Here is a 14,160-nt window from a genome sequence, read left to right as displayed (position 1 = left end):
GTAATTTCTATTATTTTATTAATAACTTGGAATTTATGTTTCTGTAAAAAAAAGCTGTTGAAAGGACTCCCTTTCAACAGCTTCTACATTATTAACGATATAAACGAACTGCGCCTGCAGAACTATCATCTGCTTGTCCAACTACTTCAAATTTCAATCCAAGCTTCGGTACTTTACGTCCTGCATCTGGGATTAAATCGTTCATATACGATTTAGAATCATCAAACTTCGTTACACCTGGTAACCCTTTGTAATCATATGTTCCGCGTGTTGGAGATACAACTTTCCATGCTGGCGCTTGGTTAAAGGAGAACGCAGCATCTGCGATTTGGAATCGTGTACTATTTTTAACAGTTGGTTTGCCGTTTAGCGTTCCAACAATTGCCTCTGGGTGAGAATCAACAACTCCTAAGAAACCTTCGCCTGGATGCATACCAACCCAATTATCTGTAAAGCTAGAGTCTGCATACCATACAAGAAGACCTGTATTATACGGTACACCACTGCTATATTTTAACGCTTGATCAGCACCAGCGTAGTTTCTCCACTCTAAATAGTAGTTATGCTTCTTCTTATCAAAACCGTCTGCTACAACGAAACCATTTAATTTTAATTTTGTTTCGCCTTCTGCATCATCAGAGAACACAACATTTCCATCGACAGTTAATGTAGCATTATCAAAAGTAAAACCGTTCGGTGCTAAACCACCATCTGTAATGTATTCGAATACTAATTTTACTTTCTGACCTTTAAATTTACTTAAGTCATATGACTTATCTACCCATTTACCATCTGTTGTGTCTAGACCATTTTTTACATTCTTTTCACCAATTCGATCCACTAACGTTTTCGTACCATCTTCTGTTACTGCATGTACTTCAAGGAAGTCATAATCCGTTTCAATTTCATACAATGATTTGTAATCAAACTTCACATTTGTTGCATTTGTTAAATCGAACACTGGCGTTTCTAATGTTGTATGAAGATTATCGCCTTTTGTACTATAGTAGTATTTCTTACCGAACGCAGGCTGAATACCTTTTACTTCTTTATCTGGTAAGTTAACACGAATCAGCCCAGGACGATTTGATTTCGTTACACTTTGATCTAAGTACGTCGCAAGGCCGATACCGCGGTTTAATTTATCATAGTCAACCTCTACAATATTTGCCCAGTTTCCACCCATGTTCTTTTGAAAGAACTCTTTATTTTGCGGAGAGAAACTCGGTGGCGTTGAACCTGCAATTTTACCAGCCCAGCTGCCGCCGCTCATAACAGACCAAGAGTTAATTGGCTCACCTGATCCGGAATATTTCGTATCATACTCATCTGGAAGACCTAGATCATGGCCAAATTCATGTGCGAATACACCAACTGCTCCGTCTTCTGGCTCAATTGTGTAGTCGTATGCTGCCATTTTACCGCCCCAGTTATCAACTTTTGCTTTTGTTCCTTCAATTGGATATGGTGATCCAAGGTTCCAACGATGTGACCAAATTGCATCATCACCTAATCTACCACCGCCTCCATCTTGCCCAACTCCAGCGTGAATGACCATTAAGTGATCAATCAGACCATCTGGTTCATTTTTATTGCCATCACCATTATTGTCATATTGATCGTATTCGTCAAATTCAGATAAATCAATACCACTTTCTACAGCCGCATTTAATGCCTCTTTTACAAAATCACGCGGGCCTTTTGGTCCCATATTATCATGACCGCCATCTCCTGCATCTGCGCCATAATCCGCTGCTTTACCAGGAACTGTCAACCACTTTGTTACTGTGCCATCTACTGTATAACTACCACCAGATTGCTCTTCATAATATTGTTTAAATGTTGGGATTTTTGAACCATCAAAGAGTGTAAACGGCTCATCACCAAATAACATTTTTTGATAATGTTCTGGATTAAAATCGTTTGAATACATATAACCTGGTACTTGATCAATATTGTTATGCTTAAAGTCATCAAACTCTACTAGCAATACGAGAACTTTATCTTTACGAACATCACCGTTATATTGTTTTTGCTTCGCTGAAGTAGTTGGTACTTTGCCGTTTAATCCCCCTTTAACCGGCTCTTGTCCAGTTACCGGGCCACTAGCAGGTTGATCTGCTTTTTCTTTCTCATCTGCTTTTGCATCTTTAACTTTTTTCAAAAAGTCAGCAGCTTCTCTTGTAACACTGTCCCCCGCTGCTGGTTCTTTTCCAGCATTTTCGCCTTTTTTCTTCTCTACGTATTTTTCAACAGCTTTTAATGTGTCTTCTTTCGACGTAGATTCACTAATTACACCGCGTTTCTTGAGCGCATCTGCTAAACGCTCCTCTTGAATTAAATTTTCATCAATTGGACTTAAAGATCCTACATTAGACGGCGTTGCCGCATAAACAGATTGACCCCCAACCCCAAATGTGCAACTAAGCACAGCTGCCGCCGCAAGCGTAGACAGCACTTTAAAAGGCTTTTTCTTCATCCCTATTCCTCCCCAATATTGAATATGTTCCAACTTTTATATAATAAAGAATATTCTGACATTACACAATACATTGTCTTAATTTGTAATATTTTTGAAAATATTCTTTGTTTTAGATTGATATACATTCTAATTCATCAATGTTTTTAACGCTTACTTCTTGCATGTGAATTCGAATCGTGGCATGTATAATTTCTTCTACGACAGGGACATTCAAAGAAATCCAATTTATATGCTCATTTTGATTTTCAGTTTCAGGTAATAGTAGCTAGCTTAAAAACATAAAAAGATCGTCCACTATATTTAGCGGACGATCTTTTTATTTATCTAAAGCACAACTACAATATCTCAATATACCCTTCTGTTCCATGTACTCGTATTCGTTGCCCATCTTTTATTAATTTTGTAGCATTCTCTACCCCAACAACTGCTGGTAATCCGTACTCACGTGCAATAACTGCCCCATGCGTCATAAGTCCACCGACTTCAGTGACTAATCCTTTTATAGATACAAATAATGGTGTCCAGCCAGGGTCAGTAAAAGCAGTAACTAATATATCTCCCTCTTCTAAATTCGCATCTTCCATATTTAAAATAACACGAGCTCTTCCCTCTATAACACCTGAAGAAACAGGCAGACCTACAATCGCGTCAGCTGGGAGGTTTTCTCGTTTATATTTACCTGTAATGATTTCTCCATCAGACGTCATTACACGCGGAGGCGTTAGTTTTTCATATAATTTGTAATCATTTTTTTGCTTATGAATAAGCTCATAATCCAGTTTATTCGTGCGAACGACTTCGTGAAGTTCTTCAAAAGTTAGGTAGTATATATCATCGACTTCATGAATGACACCGCTTTGCACAAGTTGCTCAGCTTCTTTCAGTAACGCCTGCTTATATATGAAATAACGATTAATCATGCCGTATTTCGGGTATTCACGATAACCGATGAAATTCCGGATGTTACGAATCATACGCTTCGTCTCTTCCACTTTTTGTTTACCATCCGGCAAGTGCTGCAATCGATCTACTAGCTCTTCTTCTTTTTCCGTAGCTTCCTGCAGCCCTTCTTCAAATTTCCGTTTACTAGCACCCGCTTCAAAGTCTCTTATATTATTTAAAATCATTGGGATAATTGTAATTGGCTGTTCACTCCAGCGCGTTTTCGTAATATCGATTTCTCCGCTACATCTCATTCCGTATTTATTCAGAAAATCATTCATCGCATCTCGAGCCTTTTCTCCACCTTCAAACTGAACGAGTTCATCTAAAAAGCTACTATCGTTTACGTGCTGTAAATATGCAATGACCTTTGGATACGGACGAATCACATCTGCAACATCCATTAATGCTAAACCCATTTCTGACGTAATATTATTTTGTATAGATTGCGACAGCGTGTCTGCTGCGTTTTTTTCACCTAACCATTGCTCTATCTTTTCATTTATCCATGATGAAGCATTCATACCTGCCATAATAACAGCCGTACTTTGCGGGCTAAATAATATCTTTTGTAATTGCTGCTTCATATCTTCTAAAATAAAATCAAATACAGCCGATCCTGATTTCATTTGAATGTTTCGTTTTAACTCTTCAATCGATGCTTGATTATTCTTTATTAAATCCATCACAATTGCCGGATCGTTCTCGATTTCTGGTTGCGAACTGGTAGGTGGCACACTTTTACTACCACTCTTTCCTTTTTCATCATCCGGTAACAATGTAATAAAATTATCTCGCTCGATTACAGTCGTTAATGCATCTCTTACGAGTGGATCCGATTTTCCTAACGTGTTTATTAAGAAATCTCTGCTAGCAGGTGAGGCTAATTTTTGTGTAGCATCAACAAACAGCCTTCCCCCTGCTTTACGCATAGGCGCATGCGTCGTTAATAGGAAAAAGGACAATCCTAGTGGCTTCATCGCATCCGTCATCATTTGTTGATGACCAACCGATATATACACGTGATTTTCTCCATCATTTGCTTCTGGAATTGGATATAAAGTCGTAATTGGCCTGCTTTGAACAATATAAATTGTATCATTGGCTAAACACCATTCAATATCTTGCGGACAACCAAAATAAGCTTCAATCTGTCTTCCGATACGTGCTAGTTGTAAAATTTGTTGATCCGTAAGTGTTTGAACATTTTGCTGATTAGAAGCAATTTGCTTCGTCTCTATTCCGCCTTCTTTCCGTCCATACATAGCTATTTTTTTAGTTGCAATCATCTTTCCAGCGATTTCGCCCTCTTTTACTTTATAATTATCGGCAGAGACGAGTCCTGAGACTAGCGCCTCACCAAGTCCAAAACTGGCATCGATTGATAACACCTTTCGGCTAGAAGTAATCGGATCAGCAGTAAATAAAATTCCCGACGCCTCCGGGAATACCATCCTTTGGACGACAACACTTATAGAAACTTGACTATGATCAAAACCGTTTTGCATGCGGTATATAACCGCTCGATCTGTAAATAAAGAAGCCCAACATTTTTTAATATGTTGTAAGATAGCTTCTTTTCCAATCACATTTAAATACGTATCTTGTTGACCTGCAAACGAGGCATGTGGTAAATCTTCAGCAGTCGCACTCGAACGTACTGCATAAGCATGCTCATCGCCAAAACGTGAGAGATAATGAGTAACTGCTTTCTCAACATCAAAAGGAATGTCTACTGCCATAATGACTTCTCTAATCTTCCTGCTAATTTCACCAACTTGAGTTCGGTCTTCACTTTTCAACTTCGTTAGCTGTTGCAACAAAGCTTGAAACGCTTCATTTTGTTCGATGGCCTTTTCATACCCTACCGTTGTAACACAAAATCCTTCTGGCACTTGTATCCCTCGCATGTTTGATAACGCCCCTAAATTCAATCCTTTTCCACCGACGAGTGAAAGCTGCACCTTTTCTATTTCCTGAAAATCGAGAACGAAAGAACTCATGTAACATCTCTCCTTATTTTGCATGTGTTCTTGATTGTAGCAGTAGTAAATGAGAAGAAACAGTCTATTTTGAACTTTATTTACGTGGTATAATTAAGTTAGGAAGAGATCATCACTTCTATTCCCTCCTCTAATTCACTTCAATCACATCAAAAAACTTAAAAATCCGTTCATTACAAAAAGCATCTGTACAAGTAACCGTCTCATTTATTGGATTTATATCAACTACTGTTATGTAATTTTTATATAAATAACCATCTTTATAATATGTAAGTAAAATCTCTTCTTCACCTAAAAATGAAGTTAATAACTTATTTTCCAGCACCTCTTTTGCATCTTGCGTTAAGATTGGACGCTGGGCTTTCGTTTGCTCCTGTATCATTTCTTTAATCACTGCAAACTGTTCTGGCATGCTGGCAAACGGTTGCCACTTTACCATCCCTCTTCCTTTTGGCATGTTAGCATTCTTCACGATTTGTGCCCTCCTAATAATGTGTTTCTATATCTTGCTGTTGCGACGCTTGTGTAGGAAATCCCTCGTAAAATACTGTTCTTACCAAACCGTGTTCGAATTTCGTCCATAACTTTCGTTAATCGCATTTCTTTTTCTCTTTGTACAATGTTATCGAAAAGCGAAATTTGCTCTTCCCCTTCATTTATTAAATTGGTTAGCGAAATACTTATCGATCTAATCGGTTCTCCTGTATGGCGCTCATATAAAAAATATGTACAAACATTATAAATATCCATCGTTAAATTTGTTGCTCTATTTAACGTATGTGCCTTTTTTATTCCCCCGCCGTATTCCTTACTATATCCAACTGAAAAATGAATTGTTTGCGCGCATTTCTTTTCTCGTCTCAACCTGTAACAAACTTCTTCTATGTGCTCTAGTAAAATAACGATAAACTCTTCTATCGAATAATCACGTAATAATATTTGGCTTTTCGCTATAGATGTTGTTGCAGGAACATATTTTTCTGCTATTCTGCTAAAATCAATCCCGTTACTGTGTAAATGCAATTCTTCTCCTATTACACCGAACGACTGCTTTAAATATTTCAAAGGGTACTGCGCTAACTCCCCTATTGTATGTATACCTTTTCGGTTCAATTTCATTTCCGTTTTATACGATATACCCCAAAATTTACTGAGTGGTCTAATACTCCATAACTTCTCGGGTATATCGTCATACGTCCACTGTGCTATTCCATCCCGATTCTTTTTTGCTTCCACATCCATCGCTACTTTACTCAATAATAAATTCGGACCAATACCAATCGTACTTTCAATCCGTGTACGTTCATATATTTCTCGTTTGAACTTTAATGCGAACTCGTGCGGATTACTCGCAAACAAATGAATACTTGCAGTCATATCCATGAAAAATTCATCAATACTATATTGATGAAAATCTTCCGGCGCGACATACTGCAAAGCTAAACCAGTTATGAAAGTTGAACACTTCATATACGTATGCATAATTGGATTCACAATAATAATATCTGGTCGCTTCGGTATTTCGTACAATCTTTTATGTGGGTGATTTCGCTAATAATTAAAATTTAAAATAAATATTCTGAATTATATGTTGATTAACAGGTAATTTACAGATAAACTTAATTTATCTCAAGATGATATTTTAAGAGATTAATCAATTAGGAGGACTTTAAGCATTGGTTAGATTACTAAAGGAGGATGCTATTGGATCCGAATAATAGAAATATCAAGTTCAGTGTGAAGAAAGCATGTGTCGATATTGGAAATGACTATCAAGTGGAGTATGCAACTATAGTTGTTGAAGACACTAAGACTAAGTTTTTTAGAGTTCACCCTACAACCAATTTTATTAAACAACGCTATGGGAAAACAGATCACAATTTTAACTCGCAAAAAAGAGCTGCTGATGTCATTGTACAGTTCTTAAATTGGCTATTAATTGAAAAATACAGTACTTATCAAATAAGTTCTTTAAAACAACTTACCTTATCACATGGTGTTGATTTCTTGAATTATTTAAAAACCACTAAATATAAAAAAAAGAAAGATAGAAATAGCGTATACAGGTCTAGAGGGACTTTAGAACATGCAGATCTGTACTTAAGATATTTTTTTAAATTCTTAAAAGATCAACACATCCTTCAAGGTGCATTAGCAGATGTTATTGAAAAACATACATACAAAGCAAATAATAAAGAAATAATTAGCTCTATTTTTATTGGAAATGGTTTTTCACTCCCAGCAAAAAACGTTACAAGACATGAATTTAAACTAGAGCACTTCCCTCACCCCCAATTAATTACTTTATTATTAGAAGTATCTGATTTGGTAGCGCCAGAAATTTCTTTTGGGATTTATCTACAAATATTTGGTGGATTACGCAGAGGTGAAGTTGTTAATGTCTTACGAAGTGACCTTCGCGAAATCGGTCCTAATGGAGAACATGGTTTATCTGTTAGGATAGGCTACAAACCTTATATATGGGAAAGATTAAATGATATTTCATCTTGCTCAGTTAAAAGAGATACTAAACTTTTCCCTATACAACCCATTCAAGTTATCCCAACTATTTCAGTCCCTATTTTAAAAAGTTTGAAGATACGATTAGAAACGTTACAAAAATCGAACAGACATAATGCGCTATTTGTTGATAATAATGGTAATCCAATGAGTGGTGATACTTATGATGCTCGTTTTAATAAAGTTAAGCGTAAATTTTTAATGACTGTAAAAAAGAAAATGCCTGCTTATTTCTCTCTACTTTCATCTAATACCTGGGGGACGCATATTGGTCGACGAATATATACTAATCTGATGGCAAAGATCGTTAAAAGTCCAGCTGAGTTAGCTATTCTTCGAGGAGATAAAAGTCTTGAATCTGCCCTTGTTTATATGAGCAAAGAAGCAATTCGTGAAGAAATACAAGAAGGTTTACAACAGATGTATCAAGAGAATATGAACACCAACGATAATTTAGATGAAGAAGCAATTAGTTTAGCACAGCAATATAACAATAATTTTATAAATTCCATTTTAAGAGAGGGTGCTGTAAATTTTGAGTCGATTACTAATACAGAAAGAAGTTATTGAGTTAACTGGTTTCAGTGCAGATAAAGTTAGACGGTTAGCAGAATTAAACCTAATTAAGTTTAACGGAAAATATTATCAGCAAGATTCCATACTACAATACTTAGATTATGAAAAAGGAATAATTGATACTTCTTTCAACATCAATGATTTTACAAAATTTGTACAGATACCGAAGTATACCGGCATTCAGAATCTTCAATCGCATTTCCCTGAAGAATTTCACCTTCTTGAAATAATAAAATTAACTTTTCCGATCAACGGAAAGTATATTTTCATCACAAAAGAATCCTCCCTCACCTTTAGAAATACTTTAGATAAAAAAAGAGTACTATTTTCTACTCATATTTCCACAAAAGAAGCTAATAAAAGATATGGTTTTGGATTTGCTAGAATTAAATATTATACAAAAATCAAAAAATTAAATCCTATTATAGCTCCTCCTAATATTAGTGAACGCGGCTTGTATTATCCTATCGAAGAACTAGAAGCAGTCGCCGCAGAAGAACAGACCTTTTTAGAAGAGCATTATTCAGTTTCTGCAGTAAAAAAAATGCTTGGATACGCTGAAAGTAGCCTATGTTCAATTATGGCTCTAGTTGAAGAAGGGTTTTTAACCTTTCGGAAAACGGAATATGGAATAATTAATGAAAATGCTGGCAACAATACATTTTGGATAACAAAAGAGTCTGTTCATTCATTTTTAGATTTATTGGAAAATAAGTATTTGAAGCTAGAGCATATAGAGAATAAGTTAAAACTTTCACACATACATTTACTTTCGGTTTTTTCAAACAATGACAAGCTCATTATAAGTAAACAAATATACATAAAAAAAGAAAAAGCATTTAAACTTTTAGAAAGATATGACTTAAAAAGTATAGAAAAGGCTTACTCTCCGAATCCCAATATCCCTTCTACTATCTATGACTACTATACTTTAAAAGGTATCGCATCTCTTTCCTCAAGAACTGAAAAAACCTTATATAAACTGCTGCAAAAATCTGAATATAAGAACCTTTTTAAAGATTATATAGAACCCATTAATCAAGAAGAGTTTTGGAAAATCAGCAAAAAAGAAGTCGATAATTACTTAAAAGAAATAATAAAACTGAGAGAAAAATATTATACACGCGCTGAATTATTAAAAAAATTACAGTTACCAAATAACTTTCAATACATCCCTATCTCTTCTATAAAGGTACCGTTGCATATGAAGTTTTTCACCAATATTTTAAGTAGTTATCTATATGATAAACAAGAAGCACAACTTTTTTTAGATAACCCAGAACTATCTCACCTTATTTTTAAACAATCGCACCTTAGCCTTAGCGATTATATAAAATCATTTATTGATTTAAGAAAATTTCCTGAAAGCCTTAAAGAAACCGTAGATCTCTTAAAGTCTTTTACTGAGCAAAATCTTTCAGCAAAACAAGCTAACCCTGATACATTAAACAGTTATAAAAGAGAATATCTAATTGCGATAGAATATTTAATTAAATATCCCCTCAAAAAAGAACTCTATCTTTTCGATAATACTGAAGTACAGTTATTTATTGAGAAATGCTCCTCAACACATCATAAAACCTGTTTATGGAGGATCTTAACTTTTATAGAAAAAGAAAGATTATGTAGATATTCACTAAAAAAGTTACCCAATCCACGTAAACAAAGGCTTAAAAAAGAACAAGAAAAACTTTGTTTTGATGATTGGCTAGAAATTTATAAGTATGCACAGAAAATCGATGCACACTTACATCAAGCTATTATTGATAAACAGTATGCAAATTTATGGTTATTCGTCATAATACTCTTAACTAACGCTTGGAGACCTAGTGATGTTTTTCGAATACCCCCTATACAGCCTGAAATTATTGGTATCCCTAACATTGATTGGCTTACGCATCATAAAATTACTAAACCTAAGGCACAAAAAATTATAAATATTATCCGTAGTTATAATTTAGTTACAGCTAAAAACGGAATGCCTAGGGATTTCACATGCAATCTTGATCTACTTGAACCAATGGTAACTGCATTGTGTATTTGTGAATTTCATAGACGGAAGTCTAATATTCCAACAATAATGGACTTTACAACCGAAAGAAAAAAGAAGAATACTATTAAAGGGAGTGATTTTAATCATTTTTTTGGAAGAAATATGAATCTAAAACACATTAAATTTTCTCCTTTAATCGCTAACCGTTCATTGATGGAACATTTATTTTATTCTATTCAAGAGAAAAAAGGGAAAGGTAATTCAGCATTTGAACTAGTGATGAAATTACGTAAACATAAAACTGAAGTTACAAAGGAATACATAAGTGATGGAGGAAATACAATCTCTCTCCACTTATTTTCTCGAGGAGAATTTGGCTTTTTATATGACCATTTAATTGAACTTCTTACAGATAAGCGTGAAAGTACGTTATCCCAAAGAACACTAGACATTTGCCAACTCAAACGATTTTTCGAACCATTTGAGGTTGAAAATTTTTCTTATTTTTTATCTAAAGTAATGAACGATGAAGAACAAAATTTAATGGATAAACTCTTATCCTTAACCCCAGATCAAGCATTTGAACACATGCGAAAAATGTATTTAGGACATATGCCATCAAAAAACTTAGATGCACAATGTTTAATTTATCCTAATTGTCATAGACCATCTAACATGTTTAGTTGTAATCAATGTCCCTTTGCAGTGCATAACGTTTATGCACTAACCTCCATATTCAATGAATTTGATGATAGCATTCAAAGGTATAAAAATACAAACAAAAATGGAGTAAAACAAAGAGAACAAAATACTATTTTAAAATTACAAAACCTTCTTATTAAAGCAATAGAAAAATTTGGTGAGGACTATGTATTTAGTTTTTATACTGGCGGAGAAAATGTCTTTGTACAGCAATTAACCCTTATAGAGGAGTGATCTTTTCTTGTCACAAATGAAAATTCAAGGTAACTTATATGGAATTAATTATCCTCAGGAATTTTCGGAGGATGAGTTTCTAAAAGAGCATTCAATTGAAAATGCAAAAGAAATTATTGCAGAACTTACTTTAAACAAAGTTTTTTTAGATGGAAAATTCGATGATGATTCCTGGGTTTTAATAAATAACAAAGAACTAAATATACGTAAATATTTTAATTTTCAGGACATCTTGGATACTGAAATTAAAATTAAAGCCAAGTGTTGGATTTTAAATTATTTACTGACAGTAGCACCTAGTTCTGCAACAGTGTATTTAAATAACTTAAAAAATTTTTTGCTTCTTACAAATTATTTATCATGCCTTGATATCGATGAAATAGAAGCTTCTTTAAATGAATTTAAATTATCAGTTCGATACAACGTTTTAATTTCCGGAATAAATTTCTTGGACTATATATATGGTAGTCAAGTAACTAAATCTAAAATAGAATTATTTTCAAATCAATTACGGTCAATAGTATCTAAGTTTTTCTTTTCTAATACCAGAGACCTCCCCCCTTATAAAGACATTATCAGATTTAGTTTTATCCTTACTTCATTCTCTAACGTTTGGGATGAAAAATTAGAACTGAAGTTTTTCCCAGTTTTATTGTGGTGGAAATTAACATCTGTTATACCAATGAGACCTTCTGAGTTTTGTTCTATTAAAAGAAACTGCCTATCTATTCAAGGTAATGATTTTTTTATAACTTTGCCTAGACAAAAACAAAAAGCTACATCAAAAACTTTTGAAGTACCTAATACCCTACCGATTTCTAAAGAGCTCTACAATCTCATAAAACGCTATATTCACATTTCAGATTCGTACGGTGAAACAACCACTCTTATATCAGCTGCTGTATATCGTAGTACATTAAACTATCCTACACAATCAAAACGTAGGATATTAAATCAAAACCATTTTTTTCTTTATATGTTTAATAATTTACTACATGCTTTTTATTCTGAAGTTTTAAAGGATATATATGGTCTGGAACCAATAGACAAATCAAAGTGGCTAAAAGAAAAAAATAGCGTAATAAAATTAAGATCTAATGATGGTTTGAGTGAATTTACTGCTGAGAAACAAATTATCAAAATCCAACCGAATGACACAAGACATTTTGCAATTTGTAGTATGATGATTCAAGGATTTAATCCATTAACTATTGCACGTATGGCTGGTCATCAACATATTGAATCACAATACCACTATCAAAAGCATATTGAATTTTTTATAGATTCCAAAGCGTATGAAGCAACATTATTAAATCGTTTAACAAATTCATCTAGGGATACAAACTATAACTCCACGCTTGTAATAAAGGATTTAATTAACAGGTCCTTAGCTCCTGAGGAAATGTTTGAGTATAAAGAGGAAGTCGAAATTGGCTATTGCACAGATGAATTAAGACGATGTGAATCAAGAATTTGCATTTTCTGCTCTAAAAATTGGATCCCTCGTGAAGAAATAGAAAGTAATTTTAAAGAAATTGTTGAATTAAAAACTGAATACAGCAAAAAACTAAAAATTAGAGCACACACACTATCGAGAATTTATAAAGATATTAAAATAGAATATAAATCTTGTAGAGTAAATCCTTTAGAACTAGCTGAACTGGCTAGAGAGTCTAAATTAACAAACAGTGAAATACATGATTATGCTGTACTTATTTCAAAAATTTTCGAGTAAAAGGTGAGATAATTGAGCAAATTAAAAAATCCCAAAGGTGCTGGACGTAAAAGAAAATATGACAATCCGGCGGAACAAACTAGATTAAAGAAATTAGTTTATCTTTACAGAGAAAGAAATCCTTCAGGAATAATTAAAATCTCTCATTTAGTAAGATTTTCAGAAGAAATGAATAAAATAAAACCCGATGAATTTCCATCAACATATAATAAAGATGTTTGGAGTAACTGGGGAAGAGAAATAATTAATCTAGCAAACGAACCAATTACTATTAAAATCGTGTCAGAATTAGGTGATCATCATGAAATACCTAATTTTTCTGATATCGTTGATAAGTATATGCATGATAAACCAAAGCTTTTAGAACATTTGTTAACATGTGAAAATTTACTACATGAATCGTTAACCAAAAATAATGACTTTAAATTGCAAAATAATATACTTGAGAAGCAAATTAATTCACTAAAACTTGAAATATCTGAACTGGAAGGAACGATTAAAAAATATGAAAAAATGACCTTAGAAATGGCTCATCATAGTGGTGTCGAAAAATATAGAGTAAAGTACGGCTTAAAAAATCAAATATCTGTATCAAAAAATCAGAAGGCTTTTGATAATTTGGACGACCTTCACTCATTTCTCGATCCTGATTTAACCCTCAAAAATAACGAAGAAAAAAATAGTCTAAAAAAAATTGTAAAAGAAGAATCCCCTATCTTAGCTAACTGGAAAAAATTACGGAATTAAATCCAGTAACAATTATAACTAAATTTCTGAGTATCATTACTTCTCTAATACATCAAAAAAATATTGATGAATTGCAATTCATCCTAAAGTTTATTCATAGCTTCTCTGAGTTCGTAGAAAGGAACAGTATAAAATAATGACTGCAACATGTCCTTAAATAATAATCAAAACATTTACTTACAATAAATGTTTTAAATCATCTAAAATTACTAAAAAGATTTCCTCG

The 14,160-nt window shown here is 33.7% G+C and carries 7 protein-coding genes and 2 pseudogenes; 5 read left to right on the top strand and 4 right to left on the bottom strand.

Features of this window, described 5'->3' with window-relative positions:
* Positions 1-91: 91 nt before the first annotated feature.
* The 4 genes and pseudogenes from COC96_RS05155 to COC96_RS05140 form a co-directional block, all read right to left on the bottom strand.
* Positions 92-2,479, bottom strand: coding sequence for an immune inhibitor A domain-containing protein (locus COC96_RS05155; RefSeq protein ID WP_098768403.1), 2,388 nt, complete (start codon positions 2,477-2,479; stop codon positions 92-94).
* Between the two features lie 338 nt (positions 2,480-2,817).
* Complete coding sequence (gene ppsA / locus COC96_RS05150; protein ID WP_098768402.1) at positions 2,818-5,427, bottom strand: phosphoenolpyruvate synthase; 2,610 nt, start codon at positions 5,425-5,427, stop codon at positions 2,818-2,820.
* A gap of 130 nt (positions 5,428-5,557) precedes the next feature.
* On the bottom strand, positions 5,558-5,899 hold the full coding sequence (locus tag COC96_RS05145; RefSeq protein ID WP_088229579.1) for a YolD-like family protein: 342 nt from the start codon (positions 5,897-5,899) through the stop codon (positions 5,558-5,560).
* Positions 5,896-6,960 (bottom strand): annotated as a pseudogene (locus tag COC96_RS05140) (Y-family DNA polymerase); the annotation flags it as partial. The gene COC96_RS05145 and the pseudogene COC96_RS05140, both read right to left, overlap by 4 nt.
* Positions 6,961-7,131: 171 nt before the next feature.
* On the opposite strand from COC96_RS05140, the gene COC96_RS05135 reads away from it, so the two are divergent.
* From COC96_RS05135 to COC96_RS28440, 5 genes and pseudogenes are all read left to right on the top strand, one after another.
* The gene (locus COC96_RS05135) at positions 7,132-8,517 is read left to right on the top strand and encodes a hypothetical protein (protein ID WP_074651249.1); all 1,386 of its coding nucleotides are present in this window, start codon (positions 7,132-7,134) and stop codon (positions 8,515-8,517) included.
* Entirely contained in the window at positions 8,483-11,452 is a 2,970-nt protein-coding gene (locus COC96_RS05130; RefSeq protein WP_097861050.1) for a hypothetical protein, read from the top strand. Before COC96_RS05135 ends, COC96_RS05130 begins: the two co-directional genes overlap by 35 nt.
* Before the next feature lie 7 nt (positions 11,453-11,459).
* Positions 11,460-13,187 (top strand): tyrosine-type recombinase/integrase, encoded by a 1,728-nt coding sequence (locus COC96_RS05125; RefSeq protein ID WP_074651246.1) that lies wholly within the window; start codon positions 11,460-11,462, stop codon positions 13,185-13,187.
* A 12-nt stretch (positions 13,188-13,199) separates the two neighbouring features.
* On the top strand, positions 13,200-13,934 hold the full coding sequence (locus COC96_RS05120) for a hypothetical protein (RefSeq protein ID WP_074651245.1): 735 nt from the start codon (positions 13,200-13,202) through the stop codon (positions 13,932-13,934).
* Between the two features lie 23 nt (positions 13,935-13,957).
* Positions 13,958-14,071, top strand: a pseudogene (locus COC96_RS28440) (helix-turn-helix domain-containing protein); the annotation flags it as partial.
* Positions 14,072-14,160: the final 89 nt, after the last annotated feature.

Source organism: Bacillus cereus, assembly GCF_002577405.1.
GTDB classification, from domain to species: domain Bacteria; phylum Bacillota; class Bacilli; order Bacillales; family Bacillaceae_G; genus Bacillus_A; species Bacillus_A cereus_AU.
The sequence above is the reverse complement of the archived record's forward strand: the minus strand, read 5'-3'. Positions and strand labels throughout refer to the sequence as shown.